Annotated in this window: 15 protein-coding genes and 1 pseudogene; 9 read left to right on the top strand and 7 right to left on the bottom strand. The window is 71.3% G+C overall.

Translation table 11 applies throughout. The annotated features are described in order from the left end of the window. Window positions 1-111 precede the first annotated feature (111 nt). The 4 genes from ABEB03_RS07585 to ABEB03_RS07570 all read left to right on the top strand — a co-directional run bounded on the left by ABEB03_RS07585 (window position 112) and on the right by ABEB03_RS07570 (window position 4,235). The gene (locus ABEB03_RS07585; protein ID WP_345643205.1) at window positions 112-552 is read left to right on the top strand and encodes a VOC family protein; all 441 of its coding nucleotides are present in this window, start codon (window positions 112-114) and stop codon (window positions 550-552) included. 110 nt (window positions 553-662) lie between these two features. Next, window positions 663-1,550, top strand: a complete 888-nt coding sequence (locus tag ABEB03_RS07580) for an alkaline phosphatase family protein (protein ID WP_345643202.1) — start codon at window positions 663-665, stop codon at window positions 1,548-1,550. 1 nt (window position 1,551) lies between these two features. Continuing rightward, a complete protein-coding gene (locus ABEB03_RS07575; RefSeq protein ID WP_345643199.1) occupies window positions 1,552-3,216 on the top strand; it encodes an MFS transporter in 1,665 nt (554 codons plus the stop codon). Next, window positions 3,213-4,235 carry a TolB family protein gene (locus ABEB03_RS07570; protein ID WP_345643194.1) on the top strand — a complete coding sequence of 341 codons (1,023 nt, stop codon included), beginning with the start codon at window positions 3,213-3,215 and terminating at the stop codon, window positions 4,233-4,235. The genes ABEB03_RS07575 and ABEB03_RS07570 overlap by 4 nt, the downstream gene beginning before the upstream one ends. Window positions 4,236-4,331: 96 nt before the next feature. Here ABEB03_RS07570 and ABEB03_RS07565 read toward each other — a convergent pair whose 3' ends face one another. Together ABEB03_RS07565 and ABEB03_RS07560 are read right to left on the bottom strand one after the other, a co-directional pair. Further along, a complete protein-coding gene (locus ABEB03_RS07565; RefSeq protein ID WP_345643191.1) occupies window positions 4,332-7,121 on the bottom strand; it encodes a SpoIIE family protein phosphatase in 2,790 nt (929 codons plus the stop codon). 143 nt (window positions 7,122-7,264) lie between these two features. After that, window positions 7,265-8,431: a PP2C family protein-serine/threonine phosphatase gene (locus tag ABEB03_RS07560; protein WP_345643188.1), complete on the bottom strand. Its 1,167-nt coding sequence runs from the start codon at window positions 8,429-8,431 to the stop codon at window positions 7,265-7,267. 32 nt (window positions 8,432-8,463) lie between these two features. Between ABEB03_RS07560 and ABEB03_RS07555 the strand changes: the two are divergent. Further along, a pseudogene (locus ABEB03_RS07555) lies at window positions 8,464-8,715 on the top strand (tyrosine-type recombinase/integrase); the annotation flags it as partial. Between the two features lie 75 nt (window positions 8,716-8,790). Here the strand turns inward: ABEB03_RS07555 and glnA are convergent. Then, the gene (gene glnA, locus ABEB03_RS07550) at window positions 8,791-10,152 is read right to left on the bottom strand and encodes a type I glutamate--ammonia ligase (protein WP_028800782.1); all 1,362 of its coding nucleotides are present in this window, start codon (window positions 10,150-10,152) and stop codon (window positions 8,791-8,793) included. Between the two features lie 326 nt (window positions 10,153-10,478). Between glnA and ABEB03_RS07545 the strand changes: the two genes are divergently transcribed. After that, window positions 10,479-11,666, top strand: a complete 1,188-nt coding sequence (locus tag ABEB03_RS07545) for a globin domain-containing protein (RefSeq protein ID WP_345643184.1) — start codon at window positions 10,479-10,481, stop codon at window positions 11,664-11,666. A 65-nt stretch (window positions 11,667-11,731) separates the two neighbouring features. On the opposite strand, the gene ABEB03_RS07540 is transcribed toward ABEB03_RS07545, so the two are convergent. Beyond that, the gene (locus ABEB03_RS07540) at window positions 11,732-12,163 is read right to left on the bottom strand and encodes an RrF2 family transcriptional regulator (protein ID WP_095933885.1); all 432 of its coding nucleotides are present in this window, start codon (window positions 12,161-12,163) and stop codon (window positions 11,732-11,734) included. A 174-nt stretch (window positions 12,164-12,337) separates the two neighbouring features. Between ABEB03_RS07540 and ABEB03_RS07535 the strand changes: the two genes are divergently transcribed. The 3 genes from ABEB03_RS07535 to ABEB03_RS07525 all read left to right on the top strand — a co-directional run bounded on the left by ABEB03_RS07535 (window position 12,338) and on the right by ABEB03_RS07525 (window position 16,042). Next, window positions 12,338-13,000 (top strand): DUF3105 domain-containing protein, encoded by a 663-nt coding sequence (locus tag ABEB03_RS07535; protein ID WP_345643179.1) that lies wholly within the window; start codon window positions 12,338-12,340, stop codon window positions 12,998-13,000. Continuing rightward, a complete protein-coding gene (locus ABEB03_RS07530; protein WP_345643176.1) occupies window positions 12,997-13,620 on the top strand; it encodes a DUF305 domain-containing protein in 624 nt (207 codons plus the stop codon). The genes ABEB03_RS07535 and ABEB03_RS07530 overlap by 4 nt, the downstream gene beginning before the upstream one ends. A 481-nt stretch (window positions 13,621-14,101) precedes the next feature. Next, on the top strand, window positions 14,102-16,042 hold the full coding sequence (locus tag ABEB03_RS07525; RefSeq protein WP_345643171.1) for a S53 family peptidase: 1,941 nt from the start codon (window positions 14,102-14,104) through the stop codon (window positions 16,040-16,042). Window positions 16,043-16,303: 261 nt separating this feature from the next. On the opposite strand, the gene ABEB03_RS07520 is transcribed toward ABEB03_RS07525, so the two are convergent. The 3 genes from ABEB03_RS07520 to ABEB03_RS07510 form a co-directional block, all read right to left on the bottom strand. Next, entirely contained in the window at window positions 16,304-18,058 is a 1,755-nt protein-coding gene (locus ABEB03_RS07520) for an NAD+ synthase (RefSeq protein WP_345643168.1), read from the bottom strand. A 457-nt stretch (window positions 18,059-18,515) separates the two neighbouring features. Then, the gene (locus ABEB03_RS07515) at window positions 18,516-19,745 is read right to left on the bottom strand and encodes an MFS transporter (protein ID WP_345643165.1); all 1,230 of its coding nucleotides are present in this window, start codon (window positions 19,743-19,745) and stop codon (window positions 18,516-18,518) included. A gap of 147 nt (window positions 19,746-19,892) precedes the next feature. Further along, window positions 19,893-20,930 carry an endonuclease/exonuclease/phosphatase family protein gene (locus ABEB03_RS07510; protein WP_345643161.1) on the bottom strand — a complete coding sequence of 346 codons (1,038 nt, stop codon included), beginning with the start codon at window positions 20,928-20,930 and terminating at the stop codon, window positions 19,893-19,895. Window positions 20,931-21,025 lie beyond the last annotated feature (95 nt).

The raw sequence follows: 21,025 nt of genomic DNA, 5'->3' as shown, positions 1-21,025 counted from the left end.
GATCAAGGTCGTCCGAGCCAGAGCCTAACCCCGGTCACCAGGGTGGCGCCCCGCGCCGGACTCCGCTTCTGTAGGGGATGCCCGTGCGCCGTACGACAAAGGAGTCACGCCATGGACATGACCCTCGAAGTGATCCTGCTGCCGGTGTCCGACGTGGACCGGGCCAAGGAGTTCTACCGGGACAAGGTCGGGTTCCACGTCGACCTGGACGGCGAGGTGATGGAGGGGGTGCGGATCGTCCAGCTGACTCCGCCCGGCTCGGGGTGCTCCATCGCGCTGGTGGACGGCCTCCAGGTCCCGACCGGGACCCCGCAGCCCGGGACGTACCACGGGATGCAGTTGTGCGTCGCCGACGCCAAGGCCGCGTACGACGAGCTCACGGCCCGCGGCCTCGACGTCAGTGAGCCGGTGGAGTTCGCTCCGCAGGACGGCGCCACGTTCATGTACTTCAAGGACCCGGACGGGAACGGCTGGGCGATCCAGGAGTACCGGCGGCGCGAGACGGAGCCGCTGCACCAGCTGCTGAGCGAGCTGGCCGCCCGGCGGCAGTAGTTCATCCGCTCTTCACCCCTCCGGTTGGGCCGCGTGGGGCGGGGGAATGTTGGCGTGTGCATGCTCTGTCCGCACCGCCCCCGCCTCTCCCCCCCCACCGGAGGTCTGAAGTGTCCGGCAGAAACGTGTACCGCCGCAGCCGTGCCCTCGTGGCGTCGGCCCTCGCCTTCACCGCCGCGGCGGTCGGGCTGTGGACCGGATTCGGCGGCTCGTCCACCGCCCACGCCGCGGCCGCGGTCCCCACCCCGGACCACGTCGTCGTCGTGGTCTTCGAGAACCACGCCTACAGCCAGGTGATCGGCTCGTCCAGCGCGCCCTACATCAACTCCCTCAAGACCGGAGGCGCGAACCTCTCCCAGTCCTACGCCGAGACCCACCCGAGCCAGCCCAACTACTTCGCCCTGTTCTCGGGCTCCACCCAGGGCATCACCGACGACAGCTGCTACACGCCCGGCTTCTCCTCGGCCCCCAACCTCGCCTCCGAGCTGATCGCGGCGGGCAAGACGTGGGGCAGCTACAACGAGACGCTGCCCAGCCAGGGCTCCACGACGTGCAGCAGCGGCAAGTACGCCCGCAAGCACAACCCGTGGTTCGGCTTCAGCAACGTACCGACGTCGAGCGCCAGGACGTTCGCGCAGTTCCCGACGGACTACTCGACGCTCCCGCAGGTCTCCTTCGTCGTCCCCAACCTGTGCAGCGACATGCACGACTGCTCGGTGTCCTCGGGCGACACCTGGCTGAAGAACAACCTGGGCGCGTACGCAACCTGGGCCAAGACCCACAACAGTCTCCTCGTCGTCACCTTCGACGAGGACAACCGGCTCAGCGGCAACCGCGTCCCGACCGTGCTCTACGGCCAGCAGGTGACCGCCGGCTCGTCGTCCTCCACGACGTTCAACCACTACGACCTGCTGCGCACGCTGGAGGACATGCACGGCCTCCCGCACGCGGGCAACGCCGCCTCGGCCAAGGACATCACCGGCATCTGGACGTCCTGAGATGTACGTGGCGGACAGCCGCGCCGGCACACCGAAGACCTCGGCGGCGGCGTCCGCGGAAGGCGCCGCCCGGCCCCGGGCCGGGCGGCGCCGTGCCGCGGTCGCACCCACGGTGCTGGCGCTCGGCACGGTCAGTCTGATCACCGACGTCTCCTCGGAGATGGTGACGGCCGTGCTGCCCCTCTACCTGGTGGCGGGCCTCGGCCTGTCCCCGCTGGGCTTCGGACTGCTCGACGGGATCTACAACGGCTTCTCGGCGCTGGTGCGTCTGGTCGGCGGGCACTTGGCCGACCGGGGCGGCGGCCGGCACAAGTGGGTGGCGGGGGCCGGGTACGCGCTGTCGGCGGCCTGCAAGCCCCTGCTGCTGGTGGCGCAGTCCCTGACGCCCATCGGGATGGTCCTGGCCGCCGACCGCACCGGCAAGGGCCTGCGCACCGCCCCGCGCGACGCGCTGATCTCCCTGTCGAGCACTCCGGAGAACCGGGGGCGCGCCTTCGGCGTGCACCGCGCGATGGACACGGCGGGCGCGCTCTTCGGGCCCCTGGTCGCCTTCCTGATCCTGCGGACGACCGTGGACGGCTACGACGCCGTGTTCACGGTGAGCTTCTGCGTAGCAGTGGTCGGGGTGCTGGTGCTGGTGCTGTTCGTGCCGGGGGGTTCCGGCACGCGGGCCGGCTCCGGCACGGGGGCCGGCTCCGACGCAAGGAAGGGCTTCGGCGCGGGGGCCGGCTCCGGCACGGGGGCCGGCTCCGGCACGGGGGCCGGCTCCGACGCAAGGAAGGGCTTCGGCGCGGGGGCCGGCTCCGGCGTACGGGCCGGCTCCGGCGTACGGGCAGGCTCCGGCGAAGAGGCCGGCTCCGACTCGGGCACCGGTTCCGGGACGAAGGCCCGCTCCGGCGCGAGGCTCGGCTCCGGGACGAAGGCCCGCTCCGGCAGGAGTGCCGGCGAGGCCGCTGCGGAAGCCGGCCTGACCGCCGCTGTGGAAACCGGCCCGGACACCGGCCTGAACGCCGCTGTGGAAACCGGCCCGGACACCGCCGTGGCCGCCGACCACGCAAAGGCGGCCCCCCGCCCCACGCTCCGCGCCGCCCTCGCTCTCCTGGGCCGGCGTGACCTGCGCCGCATCACCGTCTGCGCCCTGCTCCTCGGGCTCGCGACCGTCAGCGACTCGTTCGTGTACCTGCTGCTCCAGCGGCGGCTCGGCGTGCCGGACCGGTGGTTCGCGCTGCTGCCGCTCGGCACGGCGGCGGCGTTCCTGCTGCTGGCCGTCCCGCTCGGCCGGCTCGCGGACCGGACCGGCCGGTGGCGGGTGTTCCTGGCGGGCCACGGCGCCCTGCTCCTCGCGTACGGGCTCCTGCTGTCCTCCTGGCACGGGTCGGCCCTGCCGTACGCCGTCCTCGTGCTGCACGGCTCCTTCTACGCGGCGACCGACGGCGTGCTGATGGCGGCAGCCTCAGACAGCGTGCCGAGGGAGCTGCGTTCGTCGGGGCTCGCGCTGGTCCAGACGGGTCAGGCGCTGGCCCGCTTCGCCTGTTCGCTCGGCTTCGGCGCGGCCTGGACGGCGTGGGGCGACCGCACCGCGCTGACCGCGTCGGCCGTGGCGCTGGCGTGCTGCGCCCTGTTCTCGTTCCGGCTCCGTCCCACCCCTCCCGAAGGGCTCGCATGACGCTCCGCACCCGCATCCTGGTCCTGGTCTCGGCGCTGGTCGTCCTGGCGGGCGTCGCCACGGCGTCCGTCCTGCACGCGTCGGCCCGGGCGGACCGCAGGAACCAGGCACGGCCCGGCGGCCCGCGGATCACCACGGGCACGGTGGCGCTGACCGGCGACGGCAGCCGTATGGTCTTCCGGAACATGGCGTGGGGCCCGCACCGCGACGAACTGGCCACGGTCCCGGCGTCCGACCCGTCGGGCCCGCGCACGGCGTCCGGGGTCAAGTGCCTGCGCTTCTACGCGGCGGCGGGCACCGGGGTGTGCCTCCAGGCGGTGCACGGCCCCGTCCAGGACACCTACCGTGCCGTGGTCCTCGACGCGCGGCTGAAGGAGCGGGCACGCTACGACGTGCCCGGCATCCCGTCCCGCGCACGGGTCTCCCCCAGCGGCCGCTACGCCGCCTGGACGGCATTCGTGGGCGGCGACTCGTACGCGGGCACGAACTTCTCCACCCGCGCGGCCGTCGTCGACACGCGGACGGGGAAGCTGACCCCGTCCCTGGAGGAGTACCGGGTGGTGAAGGACGGGCGGAACTACCACGCGGCGGACGTGAACTTCTGGGGCGTCACCTTCGCCGCCGACGACCGCACGTTCTACGCGACGCTGGCGACGGGCGGGAAGACGTACCTGGTCCGCGGGGACCTGCGCACCCGCACGGTCACCACGCTGCGCGCGAACGTCGAATGCCCGTCCCTCTCCCCCGACGGCACCCGCGTCGCCTTCAAGAAGCGGGTCGAGGGTCTCCCCAAGGACGCCCCCTGGCATCTGTACGTCCTCGACCTGCGCACCCTGCGCGAAACCCCGCTCGCCGAGCCCCGCAGCGTCGACGACCAGGCCGTGTGGCGCGACGACCACACCCTCGTCTACGCCCTCCCCGGCGACTACGGCGCCGACCTCTACACCGTCCCGTCGGACGGCACGGGAGCACCACGGCGCATCAGCACGGCGGCGGTGTCACCGGCGTACATCGGCTGACGTGCGGGCCCGAACCGGCCCGCCCCGGGAGACGGTGGGACCGCGCGGGTCAAACGGACCTCGCGCCGAGTGCGCGTCCCTCTCCCCAACTCCGGCTCACAGGCCAGGATCATCGAACTGGTCGAGAAGAAAGTCGACCGGGGCGAGGCCCAAGGCGGCGGATGCGCCATCGTGAAGAGGCTGCTCCGTCCAGATGACCTTGCCGTGCGTGGTGTACCGCGTCCCCCATCGCGGAGCGAACTGCGCCACCAGGAACAGTCCCCGCCCGCCTTCGTCGGTGGTCGCCGCCCGCCGCATGCGCGGCGACGTGCCGCTTCCGTCCGACACCTCGCAGATCAGACAGCGTCCGTGGAGCAGCCGTACGCCGACCGGTGGCGAGCCGTACCGGATCGCGTTCGTGACCAGCTCGCTGATGATCAACTCCGTGGCGAATGCGGTCTCCTCCAGCCCCCACTCCAGCAACGCCTCCCGGCACCGCGCCCGTACCGAGGGAACCATCGCCGGGTCCGGCGGCACGTCCCACATGGCCACATCCGAGCGCGGGAACCTCCGGGTACGTGCCGTCAACAGCGCGATGTCGTCGAAGGAGTGTGACGGCTTCAACGAGTCGATCACCGCTCGACACGTCTCCTCCGGTGTGCGGCCCCCGGACCCGCCCAACGCCCGGCGCAGTCGCTCCAGCCCGACGTCGATGTCGTGGGTACGGTCCTCCACGAGGCCGTCCGTGTACAGCACCAGTTGCGAACCCTCCGGCAGGGACAGTTCCACGGTCTCGAAGGGGTAGCCGCCCAGGCCGAGCGGTGCCGAGGCCGGCACGTCAGGACAGGTGACCGTCCCGTCCGGGCGCACCACCACCGGCTCCGGATGCCCCGCACGGGCCATCGTGCAGGCCTCCGTCACCGGGTCGTAGACCGCGTAGAGGCAGGTCGCTCCGGTCACGCCCTCGCCTTCCTGGCCCTCCCTGGCATCGTCCGTGTTCTCCTCGTTGTCCATGCGGACGACCAGGTCGTCCAGGTTCCCGAGCACCTCGTCCACGGGCAGGTCCAGGGTGGAGAAGTTGTGCACCGCGGTGCGCAGCCGGCCCATCGTCGCCGCCGCGTGCAGCCCGTGACCGACGACATCACCCATGACCAGAGCGACGCGAGCGCCCGGAAGCGGGATGACGTCGAACCAGTCCCCGCCCACCCCGGCCTCCGCAGGCATGTACCGCCAGGCCACCTCCAGTGCGTCCTGCTCCGGCTGCCGCCGCGGCAGCAGGCTGCGCTGCAGCGTCACCGCCATCGCGCGCTCCCGGGTGAACCTCCGGGCGTTGTCGATGGCCACCGCCGCCCGCGCGGCCAGTTCCTCCGCGAAGGTGAGGTCATCCGACTCGAACGCCGCGGAATCCACCGTCCGGTAGAAGTTCGCCACGCCCAGCGTGACGTTCCGCGCCCGCAGTGGCACGGCCACCAGTGAACGCAACCCGCGCTCCAGTGCCCTCATGGCGCGCTCCGGATCTTGTTCCCGCCAGCCCTGTGCCTGCCGCAGGTCCGTCTCGAGCATCACCCGTCGCTCCTCCAGCGCCCGCATCTGCGGCGTTCGGCGCGAGAACGAGATCATCTGGCCCCGCGGATACACCGGAATCATCCGCCCGTCGCCGCCGATCGCCGCCCGGCGCAGATGCCGCCAGCCCTCCGCCGTGGGCTCCCACCCCCGCAGCACCGCTTCGAGCAGATCCACCGTCACGAGGTCGGCGAACTGCGGCACCGCCACGTCGGCGAGTTCCTGGGCCGTACGCTCCACATCCAGCGTGGTCCCGATCCCCACCCCGGCCTCGTACAGCAGCTTCAGCCGCTCCCGCGCGACCTCGGCCCGCCCCGAGACCGCCGCCAGCTCCGTGGTGTCCCGCAGAGTCACCACGCTGCCCTCCGCGTACGTCGGCCGCTTGTTCACCGCCAGCAACCGGTCCCCCGCGAGACGGACCTCATCGGTGACCGCCTCCGGTGACGACAGCAGACGCATGATCGGCTCCGGCAGTCCCAGCTCCCGCACCGGGCGCCCCCGCAAGTCCGCCGGCAGTCCGAGCAGCCGTGTCGCCTCGTCGTTGGCCATCAGCACCCGTCCGTCGGCGTCGGTGATCAACAATCCTTCCCGCACCGCGTGCAGGACCGCGTCGTGGTGCCTGTACAGCTCCGCCAGCTCCGCCGGGGCCATGCCGTGCGTCTGCCGCCGCAGTCGACGGGAGACCAACGTCGTTCCCGTCACGGCCAGCACCAGCGCGGCCACGCCGCTGCCCAGGATGATCGGCAGCTCCGGCAGCCACAGCGCCGCCACGTTCCTGACCGTGATTCCGGCGGAGACCAGGCCGACCACCTTGCCGTGCGAGTCGGTCACCGGGACCACCGCCTGCACGTCCGTCCCCTTGCCTGCGGGCAGCGGCGGCCCGCCGGCCTGCTCGACGACGGTACGGCCGCTCAGCGCCGGTTCGATGGTGCCGACGAACTTCTCCCCGATCTCCCGCGGGTAGGGATACGTATAACGAATCCCGTCCGTGTTCATGGCGATGACGAAGTCCACGCCCGTACGCTTCCGCGCCTCCTCGGCCCGCGGCTGGAGCACCGCCGTCGGGTCCGGGCTCTGCAGCGCCTCGGCCACGCCAGGAGCACTCGCGAACGACTGCGCCGCGACGATCGACTCCCTGCGCCCCTGCTGCAAGGCGTCATTCGCCGCCTGGAGCACGATGACCCCCACGGCGGCCACGACCAGCAGGACCACGATCACGACCTGGAGAAGGAACACCTGACCGGCCGCACTGCGCAGGTCCAGCAGGGAGGCGCGACGTACGCGCGAGCCCCCGACGGGCGGATGACGTTCCGGACCCCGTGGGCGCCCGGAAAACACTTCCATACACCCTTGATAACACCGCTGCGAGGAAGCCGAGCACGTGCAATCGGTGCGTCCGCCTGCTGCGGGAAGTGGTCGCGTCGTGCCGTGGAGCGCAGAGCGCATCTTCGCCGAAGGGGCGGCTGCTTCGCAGCCGAAAACAACGGTCAATCCACGTCTGCCCCACCCGAAGGTGACCCTGGAGGGCCGTTGAACCGATCGGCGAGGATCATCGCCACATCGTCCGCCAGATCACCGCCGGTGTGGAGGGTCAGCCCCTCGTGCAGTTGCTCCAGGAATTCCAGTGGGCCGGGACCGACGCCTATCCCCTCCATGGCCTCCGGCAGAGCGAAGAATTCGCCGCCGCGATTGCGTGCCTCGATCACACCGTCGGTATACAGCAACAGACGGTCGCCGGGGTCGAACGCATAGCTCTCAGACTTCTCGGGGAGGTCGGCTATGAGGTCTTCGAGGCCGAGAGGCGGCGACGCCAAGCTCGGCGTCAGTGGTGCAGCCTTGCCCTGGTGCAGCAGCAGCGGTGGTGGATGTCCACGGTTCACCAGCTGTACCAGGGGTTGGTCCGGCACCTGCGCGATGAGCGCCGTGGTGAACCCTTCCAGCAGAGCCTCCTGGCCATACGCACCCGGCACGGAGACTTCCCGCCGCAGCGCAGCCGCGCAGCGGTTCATGACCTCCACCAGGTCCTCCTCATAGTGCACTGCTTCACGGAACGCGCCCAGCACCACCGCGACGGCTCGCACCGCGGACAGACCCTTTCCCCGGACGTCCCCGACGATCATCCGGACGCCGTACCTGGTCTGCACGGCCTCGTACAGATCACCGCCCACCCGCGCCCCGGTCCCGGCCGCAAGGCACAGACTGCCGGCCCGCAGTGGGCCCAGGCACGCGGGCACAGGCCGCAGCACGACCTCTTGGGCGGCCACGGCGATACTGCGGACCTGGTCGAGCTCTCTCTGCCTGCGCTCCTGCATGGCGCGGCTGGTGATGAAGCCGGCCACGGAGACCAAGGCCAAGGCCAGGAAGTTGCTGTAGACCTGCAGCGTCCCCCACGCCCCGTTGTAGGTCGCGGTGGTCACGCTGATCGCCAGCGCGAGGGCCGCCGCCGCGGTGGTGCCCTTGGGCCCCAAAGTCACTGCCGCCAGCGCCGGGACCGCGGTGAGAAAGGGGCCGGTATAGATGAAGTGCGCAGGTGTGAGCTCGATGACCAGCACGGCCAGTGCGATCAGATAGGGCAGACACTGCATCAGCATGAAGAGGAGCCGGTGATGACCGCCTGCTCTTGGCACCGGGGGTGAGCGCAAGAGCGACTTCATGCACCAAGCCTGCCTCGCCGGCACCTACGGCTCAACGCTTCCAGGCGGCGCGAGAGCACGGGATGCACGCGCTGAGGCACTTCTACGCGTCGGTGCTCCTGGACGCCGGCGAGAACGTCGAAGCGCTGAGCACCTATCTGGCGCACACGGACCCCGGCTTCACGCTCCGGGGCTGCACGCACCTGCTCCCGAGCAGCGAGAGCCGCGCCCGGAAGGCCGTGGACAGCACGTACGAGGGCAACGTTTCCGGGGCGGACGGCCCACAGACGGCCCAGGGGCAGTGAGGACAGCCGCGGGGCTCGCGGTCATCGACCGCAGGCCCCGCGTACGGCGTCACGAGAAGTGCCGCTGACCTGCCCTTACAGCACCGGCAGATTCTTCCGCAGCTCGAACGCGGTCACCTCGGACCGGTACTCCTCCCACTCCGACTTCTTGTTGCGCAGGAAGAAGTCGAAGACGTGTTCGCCGAGGGTCTCGGCGACGAGTTCGCTGCGCTGCATGAGGGTGAGTGCCTCGCCGAGGTTCTGCGGGAGGGGCTCGATGCCCATGGCGCGGCGTTCGGCGTCGGAGAGGGCCCAGACGTCGTCGTCGGCTCCCGGCGGCAGTTCGTAGCCCTCTTCGATGCCCTTGAGGCCGGCGGCGAGGAGGAGGGCGTAGGCCAGGTAGGGGTTGGCGCCGGAGTCGAGGGAGCGGACCTCGACGCGGGCCGAGCCGGTCTTGCCGGGCTTGTACATGGGGACGCGGACCAGCGCGGACCGGTTGTTGTGGCCCCAGCAGATGTACGAGGGCGCCTCGCCGCCGGCGCCCGCGGTGCGCTCGGAGCCGCCCCAGATGCGCTTGTAGGAGTTGACCCACTGGTTGGTGACGGCGGAGATCTCCGCGGCGTGCCGGAGCAGGCCCGCGATGAAGGAGCGGCCGACCTTGGAGAGCTGGTACTCCGAGCCGGACTCGTAGAAGGCGTTGCGGTCGCCCTCGAAGAGGGAGAGATGGGTGTGCATTCCGCTGCCCGGGTACTCCGAGAACGGCTTCGGCATGAAGGTGGCCTGCACACCCTGCTCCAGCGCGACCTGCTTCATGATCAGCCGGAAGGTCATGATGTTGTCGGCGGTGGAGAGCGCGTCGGCGTAGCGCAGGTCGATCTCCTGCTGGCCCGGGGCGCCCTCGTGGTGGCTGAACTCGACCGAGATGCCCATCGACTCCAGCATCGTGATGGCCTGGCGACGGAAGTCCTGGCCGACGTTCTGCGGGGTGTGGTCGAAGTAGCCCGAGTTGTCGGCGGGGGTGGGCCGCGAGCCGTCCAGCGGGCGGTCCTTCAGCAGGAAGAACTCGATCTCCGGGTGGGTGTAGAAGGTGAAGCCCAGGTCGGAGGTCTTGGCCAGGGCCCGCTTGAGCACGTAGCGCGGGTCGGCGAAGGACGGGGAGCCGTCCGGCATGAGGATGTCGCAGAACATGCGGGCGGTGCCGGGGGCCTCCGCGCGCCAGGGCAGGACCTGGAAGGTGGAGGGGTCCGGCTTGGCGATCATGTCGGACTCGTAGACGCGGGCGAAGCCCTCGATCGCGGAGCCGTCGAAGCCGATGCCCTCGTCGAAGGCCTGTTCCAGCTCGGCCGGGGCCACGGCCACCGACTTGAGGAAGCCGAGTACGTCCGTGAACCACAGACGTACGAACCGGATGTCCCGCTCCTCCAGGGTCCGGAGCACGAACTCCTGCTGCTTGTCCATCTTCCGCTTCCACCCATCCTTGCTGGTCAGGCCGCCTGCTCCCACGTCCCGGGGACGATCGGGGCTCCTGAGCATCCCACCACAACACCATTTCGTGCGCGTTGCGGACCATGATCGCCCGGGCGGCCCCGGTCTGAACGCCTCGCGTACGGCAGGTGTCCTGCTCTGGGCCCATCTTGCCTGTTCGGGCCCGTCTCTGAAATGGCCGACCCCCGCCTCCTCCCGCCTCCATTTAAATTTGCATCTCAGATGCAAGTTTTATTACCGTGCGGGGCAGACAAGGGGGGCCGCGGCCCACCCTCCCGCCTCTCCCCCGAGGAGCCCTGATGCTGTCCGAACAGTCCACCGCCACCGTGCGCGCCACCCTCCCCGTCGTCGGAGCCGCCATCGGTGAGATCACCGAACGCTTCTACGCCGGACTGTTCGCAGCCCACCCCGACCTGCTGCGCGACCTCTTCAACCGCGGCAACCAGGCCGCCGGCACCCAGCGCCAGGCCCTGGCCGGCTCCATCGCCGCGTTCGCCACGTACCTGGTGGAGCACCCGGACGAGCGCCCGGACGCGATGCTCCAGCGCATCGCCCACAAGCACGCCTCCCTGGGCGTCGCGCCCGAGCAGTACGCGGTCGTCCACGAGCACCTGTTCGCGGCCATCGCCGGGGTGCTCGGCGACGCGGTGACCCCCGAGGTCGCGGCGGCCTGGGACGAGGTCTACTGGCTGATGGCGAACGCCCTCGTCGCCATCGAGCGACGCCTGTACGACGAGCGGGACGGCGGCGGCTGGCGCGAGTGGGAGGTCGTCGACCGGGTCGAGGAGACCGCGGACGTCGCGACCTTCCGACTGCGTCCGGCCGACGGCGGGCCGGTGCCGGACTTCCGCCCGGGACAGTACGTCTCGGTGCGCGTCGAACTGCCGGACGGCGCCCGTCAGATACGTCAGTACAGCCTGTCCAGCGCCCCGGGCTCAGCCGTGCGCCAGATCGGCGTGAAGCGCGTGCACGGGGGCGACGCGCCCGACGGCGAGGTCTCGAACCACCTCCACGCGCGCGTGCGCGAAGGCGGCAGGCTGTGGCTCTCCGCCCCGTACGGCGACCTGGTGCTGGAGGCGGACGACGCGCCGCTCCTGCTCGCTTCGGCCGGAATCGGCGTGACTCCGATGATCGCGATGCTGGAGCAGCTCGCGGACACCGGGCACAGCGCTCCGGTCACCGTGGTGCACGCGGACCGCTCACCGGCCGAGCACGCCCTGCGCGCCGACCACGAGGCGTACGCCGGCAAGCTGCCGGACGCGGCCGCCCACTTCTGGTACGAGCGCCCGGAGCCGGGGCACCCCGCCGACCGCACGGGCTTCGTCGACCTCTCCGGGGTGGCGGTCCCGCCGGGCACCCGGGCGTACCTGTGCGGCCCGCTGCCCTTCATGCGCAGGGTGCGGGAGCAGCTCCTCGAGAAGGGTGTGGCGGCCGCCGACATCCACTACGAGGTGTTCGGGCCCGACCTGTGGCTCGCCCACGACTGAGCCGACGATCCGCGAAGCGCGAGGCGGCCGGCGCCGGAAAGCGCCGGTCGTCGTCGCGGGGCCGGTCAGCGCCGGGAGATACCGAGCAGCACGGGCCCGGTCGGCGCGGCGACCATGTCCGCGACGGTCAGCGGGTCCAGCGAGGCGTAGAACGCCTCCTGGGCCCGCTTGAGTGCACCCCGCAGGCGGCAGGCGGAGTTCAGCGGGCAGGGCACGGCCCCCTCGCACTCGACGACGTCGCCGTCCCCCTCGAAGGCGCGGACGACGGCGCCCACCGACGCCGAGAGCCCCGCCTCGGTGAGCGCGAGGCCCCCGCCCCGGCCGCGGCGGGCCGCGAGCAGCCCGAGGTGCTGGAGCTCGGCGACGACCTTCGCGGCATGCGTGTACGGCACGTCCATGTCCTCGGCGACCTCGCGGGTCGTGGGGGTGGCCCCGTCCGCGACGGCGAGCCGCATCAGGACGCGCAGAGCAAGGTCGGTGGATCGCAGCAGCCGCATACCGCGAGCGTAAATAATGTGCATCCGAGGTTCAAATTATCGGGACGAAAGCCGCCCCCGCACGGGCCCGAAGGCCACCTGTTCGGTCATTCCCGAGGCCCGCTCTGCATACGCACCCGTCTCCCCTACTACGATCAGCGGACCGACCGTCCCATTCCCCCATAAGGACTCGCCATGGGTTCCGCCAAGAACACCAGCACCGCCTCGCGCAAGGCGCGCATAGAGGAGCTGCGCCGTGCCGAGCGCGCCCGTGAGCGGCGCAACCGGATCCTCACGATCACCGCGAGCGTGGTCGTCGTCGCCGGCCTCGTCGTCGGCGGCGTCGTCCTCGTGAAGTCGCAGTCCGACAAGAACGACACGGCGAGCGACTCGAAGACGGCGGGCCACTTCGTCACGGGCAAGGACGGGGTGAAGACCTGGCAGGGCACGCTGGCCCGCAACCACGTCTCCAAGACCGTGACGTACCCGATGGAGCCGCCGGTCGGCGGTGACCACAACCAGGTCTGGATGAACTGCAACGGCGACGTCTACGGCAAGGCGGTCAACAACATGAACGCCGTGCACTCGCTGGAGCACGGCGCGGTCTGGGTGACGTACAACAGCAAGGCGTCGGACGCGGACGTGAAGGCCCTCGCGGCGAAGGTCAAGAAGACCCCGTACACGCTGATGAGCCCCGTCGACGACCAGAAGGACCCGATCATGCTCAGCGCCTGGGGCAAGCAGCGCACGGTGACGGCCGCGAGCGACCCGAACGTCGACAAGTTCTTCTCGGAGTTCGTGCAGGGCAAGCAGACGCCCGAGCCGGGCGCCGCCTGCACCAACGGTCTGTCCCAGTGAGGCAGGTCGGCTGGATCGCGGGAACCGCTGCGGCCGTGCTCGTCGCGGGCGGGGCGATCACGTACGCGGTGGCCCAGGACGACGGTTCGAACACCGCCGCGCCCGCCGCCGACTCCGCGGACGCGGGCTTCGCGCGCGACATGGCGGTCCACCACCAGCAGGCCGTCGAGATGTCGTACATCGTGCGCGACCGCACCAAGGACACCGAGGTACGGCGCCTCGCGTACGACATCGCGCAGACGCAGGCCAATCAGCGCGGCATGCTGATCGGCTGGCTCGACCTGTGGGAGCTGCCGAAGGTGTCCGCGGACGCCCCCATGACCTGGATGGGCATGGGCGACATGGCCTCCGGCGACGACGGCGCGCTGATGCCCGGCATGGCCACCGACGCAGAGATGAAGAAGCTCGGCACGCTGAACGGCAAGCAGGCGGAGATCTTCTACCTCCAGCTGATGACCGACCACCACAAGGGCGGCATCCACATGGCCGAGGGCTGTGTCGCGAAGTGCAAGGTCGGTGTCGAGAAGAAGCTCGCGCAGGGCATGGTCGACGCCCAGCAGTCGGAGATCCGGCTGATGGCCGACATGCTCAAGGCGCGCGGCGCCACGGCGCGCGACTAGGACGTGCGCGGGCCGGTCCCGGGGCGCTCCGAGCTCCGGGACCGGTCCGGGTTCCGGCGAGCGTCCCGGCGCGGCCGGAGCCCGTCGCCGAACAGCGGTTCCGTGACGGTCCGTCAATCGGGCAGCTCCACACCGCCGCAGCGGGACTCCGCACGCCCGGCGGCTCCGCCCAGCCCGAAGCCCTGACCCGGGCAACCGGCCCCGCGCCTACACATGGCCGGGGCCTTTTCACAACAACTCGCCATGGGACCGAGGGAAAACCCTCGATTCTCCCCGGAATCCTGCCGCAAACCACCCCAAACAGCCTCGAATCACGGCCACTTGGGGTTTCCTTGGCCTTTCCATTCCCCTGGCATGAACGGTTCATCGCCAGAGTGGCCCCCATCGTGTGATCCATTACCCGCCACCTCCTCAGGCGCGGGCAACCACGTGTTTCACCGAAAGACCACTACATGCGACGAACCGCATCGCAGGGGGTTCTATGAGATCCAATCGCGCCAAGACGCGCGCCGGGGTGAGCATGGCGGCGACACTGCCACTGCTCGCCGGCGCGCTGGCGCTCGGCATACCCGCGGCCCACGCCGCGGACGGCCCGAGCCGGGACACCCTCGCGGGCACCAAGCCCGCCTGGGCGACGGCGAAGGCGGACAAGGGAGCCACGTCCGACGGCTCCCAGGTGTCCGCCCGGGTCTACCTCGCCGGCCGGAACGCCTCCGGTCTGGCCGCGTACGCCAAGGCCGTGTCCGACCCGGACTCGGCCTCGTACGGCAAGTACCTGAGCGCCAAGCAGGCGCAGGTGCGCTTCGGCGCCACCAAGGCCCAGGTCACCGCGGTGACCTCGTGGCTGAAGTCGGCCGGCCTGAAGGTCACCGGCACCACGCGGCACTACGTCTCCGTGACCGGTGACGTGGCCGCCGCCGAGAAGGCCTTCGGCACCCAGCTGCACAACTACGCCAAGGGTGCCAAGACCTACCGGGCGCCGTCGAAGACGGCTTCCGCCCCGGCCGCCCTGAACGGCGCCGTCCTGACCGTCACCGGCCTGGACAACGCACCGCACAAGGCGACGCACGCCGACCAGCTGCCGCCCCCGGACGCGGTGTTCAAGAACTCCGGGCCGTTCTCCTCGTACTACGGCTCGAACGTCGCGAGCACCCTGCCGAACGCCTACGGCAAGAAGATCCCGTACGCGGTCAAGGGATACACGGGCAAGCAGCTGCGCGCCGCGTACGGCGCGGGCAAGCGCACCGGCAAGGGGGTGCGGGTCGCCATCACCGACGCGTACGCCTCGCCGACCATCGCCTTCGACGCGGCCACCTACGCCGGCAAGCACGGTGACGCGACCTACAGCAGTGGCCAGCTGCGTCAGGTGCTGCCGAAGAAGTACACGAAGACCGAGGAGTGCGGAGCCGCCGGCTGGTACGGCGAGGAGACCCTCGACGTCGAGGCCGTGCACGCCGTCGCGCCGGACGCGAGCATCACCTACGTGGGTGCCGCCTCCTGCTACGACGACGATCTGCTCGACTCGCTGAACAAGATCGTCGACGGGCACCTGGCCGACATCGTCTCCAACTCGTGGGGCGACATCGAGGCCAACGAGACGCCGGACATCGCGGCCGCCTACGACCAGGTCTTCCAGTTCGGCGCCGTCCAGGGCATCGGCTTCTACTTCTCCTCCGGCGACAACGGCGACGAGGTCGCCAACACCGGTACGAAGCAGGTCGACACCCCGGCCAACTCGGCGTGGGTGACGGCTGTCGGCGGCACCTCGCTGGCGGTCGGCAAGGGCGACTCGTACCTGTGGGAGACCGGCTGGGGCACCCAGAAGGCCGGCCTGTCGGCCGACGGCAAGAGCTGGGACGCGTTCCCGGGCGCGTTCACCTCGGGTGCGGGCGGCGGCACGAGCAAGACCGTGGCGCAGCCGTACTACCAGAAGGGTGTCGTCCCGAACGCGCTCGCCACGGCGAACAACCCCGCGGGCAACCGGGTCGTCCCGGACATCGCGGCGATCGCCGACCCCAACACCGGTTTCAAGGTCGGCCAGACGCAGACCTTCCCGGACGGGACCGAGCAGTACAGCGAGTACCGCATCGGCGGCACCTCGCTCGCCGCTCCGGTGATCGCGGCCGTGCAGGCCTTGGCCCAGGAGGCGCGCGGCGGCAAGGCGATCGGCTTCGCCAACCCGTCGATCTACGCCAAGTACGGCTCGAAGGCGTACCACGACGTCACGGACACCCCCACGGGGTCCGGGCTCGCCGTGGCGCGTGTCGACTTCGCGAACGGCTTCGACGCGGCCGACGGTGTGCTGACCTCCGTCCGCAGCCTCGGCAAGGACAGCTCGCTGAAGGCCGTGAAGGGCTACGACGACGTCACCGGCGTGGGCTCGCCCGCCCCGGGCTACGTCGAGTCCTACAACCGTCACTGACGGACCGTCACCACGGGTGCGCCCGCTCCTCCTGTCTCTTCGGGAGGAGCGGGCGCACGCGCGTTTCGTCCCGTCCGTCCGGGAGGAGGGGGCGCGGGTGTTCGCCCGGTCCTCCGGGACGAGCGGGCCCGGGTGTTCGCCCGGTCTCTCCGGGACGAGCGGGCGCGGGTGTTCGCCCGACCCTCCGGGACGAGCGGGCGCGGGTGTTCGCCAGGGCGCCGGGCCCGCCCGGTGTCGCGCGGGGTCCTCGCCCCGCCAGGGTCACGCGTGCTCGCGCCAGCCGTTGGTGATGGGCAGCCGGCGGTCCTTGCCGAAGCCCTTCGCGGAGATCTTGGTGCCCGGCGGGTACTGGCGCCGCTTGTACTCCGCCGTGTCGACCATGCGGAGCGTCTTCACCACGAGCTCCCGGTCGAAGCCGGCCGCCACGATGGTGTCGGCTCCCTCGTCCCGGTCCACGTACCGCTCCAGGATCGCGTCCAGGACGGGATAGTCGGGCAGCGAGTCCGTGTCGACCTGGCCCGGCCGCAGCTCGGCGCTGGGCGGCTTGGTGATGGAGCTCTCCGGGATCGGCGGCGTCTGCCCGCGCTCGGCCGCCGCCCGGTTGCGCCACTCGGCGAGCCGGAAGACGGACGTCTTGTACACGTCCTTGATGGGCCCGTACGCGCCGACGGAGTCGCCGTACAGGGTGGAGTAGCCCACGGCCAGCTCGGACTTGTTGCCGGGCGCCAGCACGATGTGCCCCTCCTGGTTGGAGACGGCCATGAGCATCGTGCCCCGCAGCCGCGACTGGAGATTCTCCTCGGCAAGACCCGTCAGCCCCAGCGACGACATGTAGGCGTCGAACATCGGCTCGATCGGCACGGTGCGGAAGTTCAGCCCCGTGCGTCGCGCCAGCTCGGCCGCGTCCCCCTTGGAGTGGTCCGAGGAGTACTTCGACGGCATCGACACGCCGTACACGTTCTGCGCGCCGACCGCGTCGCACGCGATGGCGGCGACGAGCGCGGAGTCGATGCCTCCGGACAGGCCGACGAGCACGGAACGGAAACCGTTCTTCGCCACGTAGGCGCGCAGGCCGACGACGAGCGCCGAGTACACCTCCTCGTCGTCGTCGAGCCGCTCGGCGTAGCCCCCGGTCAGCTCCACCTCGTAGGGCGGCAGGGGTTCCTCGGAGACGACCAGCCGCTCGATGCGCAGCCCGTCGTCGACGACGCCCGTCACGGGCTCGGCGGCGCCGGCCGGCAGGTCCAGGTCCAGGACGACGCATCCCTCCGCGAACTGCGGTGCCCGTGCGACGACTTCACCGTCCCGGTCCACGACGATCGAGTCGCCGTCGAAGACGAGCTCGTCCTGTCCGCCGATCATGGCCAGGTAGGCGGTGGTGCAGCCCGCCTCCTGGGCCCGCTTGCGCACCAGCTCCAGACGCGTGTCGTCCTTGTCGCGCTCGTACGGGGAGGCGTTGACGGAGAGCAGCAGGCCGGCCCCGGCGGAGCGGGCGGCGGGGACGCGCCCGCCGTCCTGCCAGAGGTCCTCGCAGATGGCGAGGGCGACATCGATGCCGTGCACCCGTACGACCGGCATGGTGTCGCCGGGCACGAAGTACCGGAACTCGTCGAACACGCCGTAGTTGGGGAGGTGGTGCTTGGCGAAGGTCAGCGCCACCCGGCCGCCGTGCAGCACGGCGGCGGCGTTCTGCGGGGCGCCTGCCGGCTGGCCGTACTTCGGCTGCGCCGTCTCGGACCGGTCGAGGTAGCCGACGATCACCGGCAGCTCCCCGAATCCCTCGTCGGCCAGGCGCGCGGCGAGCGAGTGCAGCGCCGCGCGGGAGGCCTCGACGAAGGACGACCGCAGGGCGAGGTCCTCCACGGGATACCCGGTCAGCACCATCTCGGGGAACGCCACCAGGTGCGCTCCCTGCTCGGCGGAGTGCCGGGTCCAACGGACGATCGCCTCGGCATTGGCGGAGATGTCGCCGACCGTCGAGTCGATCTGATTCAGGGCGAGGCGTAGTTGAGGCACGGGGCCAGTCTAATCGTCAGAGCGACGCAATGGGGTGTGTGCCGCCCCACTGCACCCGACGGCCGGCGCCGTCGCCCCGGCCGCCACCCGGACTCGGCCCTGCCGGCACCCGGGGCTCCGCCCGCGCACCCCCGCATCGGCCTGAACGGCCTCGTCCTCAAGAGCCGGACGGGCTGAAGACCTCCAGCCCGGCGACAACGGGTACCACCGGGCGACGAGGAATCAGCCCCGCGCCGACCCCCGGGAGCTCCACCCCGCACCCCCGCAACGGCCTGAACGGCCTCGTCCTCGAGCGCCGCACGGGCTGAAGACCTCCAGCCCGGCGACAACGGCTACCCCCGGGCGACGAAGAATCAGCCCCTCCGGCGTCTGAGGAGCGGGGTCCGGGGCGGAGCCCCGGGGACGGGACGGGTAGGGGCGGAGGGGGCGAATCCCGGAGGGGGAGCGCCCGCCCCGGTCAGCCGGAGACCCTCTCCGTGGCCGACGGGACGTGCCCGGCGACGAGCCGCCCGGCGGACGCGACGGCCCCGGACGCCGGCGCCCTGCGCCGGTCCACGCCGTACGCGGCACCGGCGACGACGAGCCCGAGCACCGCGAGCCCCGCCCCCGCGACCGCGGGGGACGTCACGCCGAATCCGGCGGCCAGGGCGAGCCCGCCGATCCACGCGCCACCGGCGTTGGCGAGGTTGAACGCGGCCTGGTTGGCGGAGGACGCGAGCGACGGAGCGGCGGCGGCCTTCTCCATGACCATCAGCTGGAGGGGCGAGCCCGTGACGAACGCGGCGACGCCGAGCAGGGTGACCGCGACGGCCGCGCTCCACTGGGCGCCCATGAGGGCCGGGAAGAGCGCGAGGACGACGACGAGGGACGCCAGGCCGCCGAAGAGCGTGCCGCGCAGGGAGTGGTCGGCGAGCCGCCCGCCGACGAGGTTGCCGACGGTCGCGCCGACGCCGAAGAGGGCGAGCAGCAGGGTGACGCTGCCCTCGGCGTACCCGGCGGAGTCCGTGAGCATGGGCGTGACGTAGCTGTACGCGGAGAACAGCGCGCCGAAGCCCGCCACGGTGGTGCCGAGCGCCAGCCAGACGGGCAGGGAGCGCAGCGCGGCGAGCTCGCCGCGCAGACCGCCCGCGGGGGCGTGCGCCGGGGCGTGCGGGATGAGCAGCAGCAGCGAGGCGATGGCGGCGACACCGATGACGCTGACGCCGAGGAAGGCGGCCCGCCAGCCGAGGTGCTGTCCCACGAGCGTGGCGGTGGGGACGCCGGCGATGTTCGCGACGGTCAGGCCGAGGAACATCAGGGAGACGGAGCGCGCCTTGCGTTCCGGGGCGACCATGCCGGTGGCGACGACGGCGCCCACGCCGAAGAAGGCGCCGTGCGGCAGTCCGCTGAGGAAGCGGGCGGCGAGCAGCCAGTGTTCGTCGGGGGCGAGGGCGGAGAGGGCGTTGCCCGCGACGAAGAGGCCCATGAGGGCGATCAGGACCTTGCGGCGGGGCATCCGGGCGGTGGCCGCGGCGAGCAGCGGGGCGCCGATGACGACGCCGAGGGCGTACGCGGAGACGAGGTGCCCGGCGGCGGGGATGGATATGTGCAGGTCGTCCGCGACGTCGGGGAGCAGCCCCATCATCACGAACTCGGTGGTACCGATGCCGAAGGCGCCCACGGCTAGGGCGAGCAGGGCCAGGGGCATGGAGGGGCCTTTCACGAGCGGAGTGGTGGAGCGGTGCGCCGCGCGGGTGCTGCTCCGTAGGCAGGTCGCAGCCCGTGCACGGCACTGTGCACGGGCAGCATAAGTTCAGCTACGGAACAAAATAGCTCAGGCCCAGTATTCCCGCGGCTACGACGCCGATTCGTCGATCTTGACGCGAGCGGCGATCGGCAGGTGGTCGCTGCCGGTCTCGGGCAGGGTCCAGGAGGTCACCGGCTCGACGCCCTTGACCATGATCTGGTCGATGCGGGCCATCGGGAACGACGCCGGCCAGCTGAACCCGAAGCCGCTGCCCGCCGCGCCCTGGGTGGAGCGCATCTGCGCGGTGACGGCGTTCAGGGCGCGGTCGTTCATCGTGCCGTTGAGGTCGCCGAGCAGGACGACCCGCGTCAGACGCTCGTCGGCGATGGCCTCGCCCAGCGCGTCGGCGCTCTTGTCGCGCTGGCGTGCGGTGAACCCCGCCTCCATCTTCACCCGCACCGAGGGCAGGTGGGCGACGTACACGGCGACCTGCCCGGCCGGCGCGTCCACCGTCGCCCGCATCGCGCGCGTCCAGCCCAGCTTGATGTCGACGGGCCGGGAGCCGGTCAGCGGGTACTTGCTCCACAGTCCGACGGTGCCCTGCACGGAGTGGTACTTGTACGTCGACGCGAGCGCCTTCTCGTAGACCGGGACCGCGGAGGCGGTCAGTTCCTCCAGGGCCAGCACGTCGGCGCCGGAGGAGGCCACGTCGCGGGCGGTGCCGGACGGGTCCGGATTCTCCGCGTTGACGTTGTGGGTGGCGACCGTGAGGTCGCCGCCGGTGCCGGTCTTGTCGGTGAGCAGTCCGCCGAACAGGTTCAGCCAGACGATCGCGGGCAGCAGCACGGCGATCAGGGCGGTGACGGACTTCCGTACCAGGCCGAGGACCAGCAGGACCGGGACGAACACGCCGAGCCACGGCAGGAACGTCTCTGTGAGGCTGCCGAGGTTGCCGATGCGGTTGGGGATCTGCGCGTGCAGCAGCATCACCAGGGCGAGGAACACCGCGCAAGCGGCGAGGATGATGCCGCGGCGCCAGATGCCCCGGTCGCCGCGCCAGCCGTCGAGCAGGCGCCGAAGCCGGGACCCTCTGCGGTCCGGCCCCTGGCCGCCGCTTCCCGTCTCCGTCATATACGCCTGCGCCATACCGTCGCCTCACAAACTGCCGCGCGCACCGTCTGCCCCTCGGCTACGACCCTAGGGGATGATCGGCGTCGTTCCTGCCGCCCGGGGGCGGCCGT

Source organism: Streptomyces siamensis, from assembly GCF_039543605.1.
Taxonomy (GTDB): domain Bacteria; phylum Actinomycetota; class Actinomycetes; order Streptomycetales; family Streptomycetaceae; genus Streptomyces; species Streptomyces siamensis.
This window is presented reverse-complemented; position numbering and strand designations above follow the sequence as displayed.

Excerpts from the sequence above, each read along its gene's own strand:
- ABEB03_RS07535 (WP_345643179.1), top strand. The coding sequence starts at position 12,338 with ATGGGTTCCGCCAAGAACACCAGCACCGCCTCGCGCAAGGCGCGCATA.
- ABEB03_RS07565 (WP_345643191.1), bottom strand. The coding sequence starts at position 7,121 with ATGGAAGTGTTTTCCGGGCGCCCACGGGGTCCGGAACGTCATCCGCCC.
- ABEB03_RS07560 (WP_345643188.1), bottom strand. The coding sequence starts at position 8,431 with ATGAAGTCGCTCTTGCGCTCACCCCCGGTGCCAAGAGCAGGCGGTCAT.
- ABEB03_RS07515 (WP_345643165.1), bottom strand. The coding sequence starts at position 19,745 with ATGCCCCTGGCCCTGCTCGCCCTAGCCGTGGGCGCCTTCGGCATCGGT.
- glnA (WP_028800782.1), bottom strand. The coding sequence starts at position 10,152 with ATGGACAAGCAGCAGGAGTTCGTGCTCCGGACCCTGGAGGAGCGGGAC.
- ABEB03_RS07570 (WP_345643194.1), top strand. The coding sequence starts at position 3,213 with ATGACGCTCCGCACCCGCATCCTGGTCCTGGTCTCGGCGCTGGTCGTC.
- ABEB03_RS07510 (WP_345643161.1), bottom strand. The coding sequence starts at position 20,930 with ATGGCGCAGGCGTATATGACGGAGACGGGAAGCGGCGGCCAGGGGCCG.
- ABEB03_RS07545 (WP_345643184.1), top strand. The coding sequence starts at position 10,479 with ATGCTGTCCGAACAGTCCACCGCCACCGTGCGCGCCACCCTCCCCGTC.
- ABEB03_RS07585 (WP_345643205.1), top strand. The coding sequence starts at position 112 with ATGGACATGACCCTCGAAGTGATCCTGCTGCCGGTGTCCGACGTGGAC.
- ABEB03_RS07575 (WP_345643199.1), top strand. The coding sequence starts at position 1,552 with ATGTACGTGGCGGACAGCCGCGCCGGCACACCGAAGACCTCGGCGGCG.
- ABEB03_RS07540 (WP_095933885.1), bottom strand. The coding sequence starts at position 12,163 with ATGCGGCTGCTGCGATCCACCGACCTTGCTCTGCGCGTCCTGATGCGG.
- ABEB03_RS07525 (WP_345643171.1), top strand. The coding sequence starts at position 14,102 with ATGAGATCCAATCGCGCCAAGACGCGCGCCGGGGTGAGCATGGCGGCG.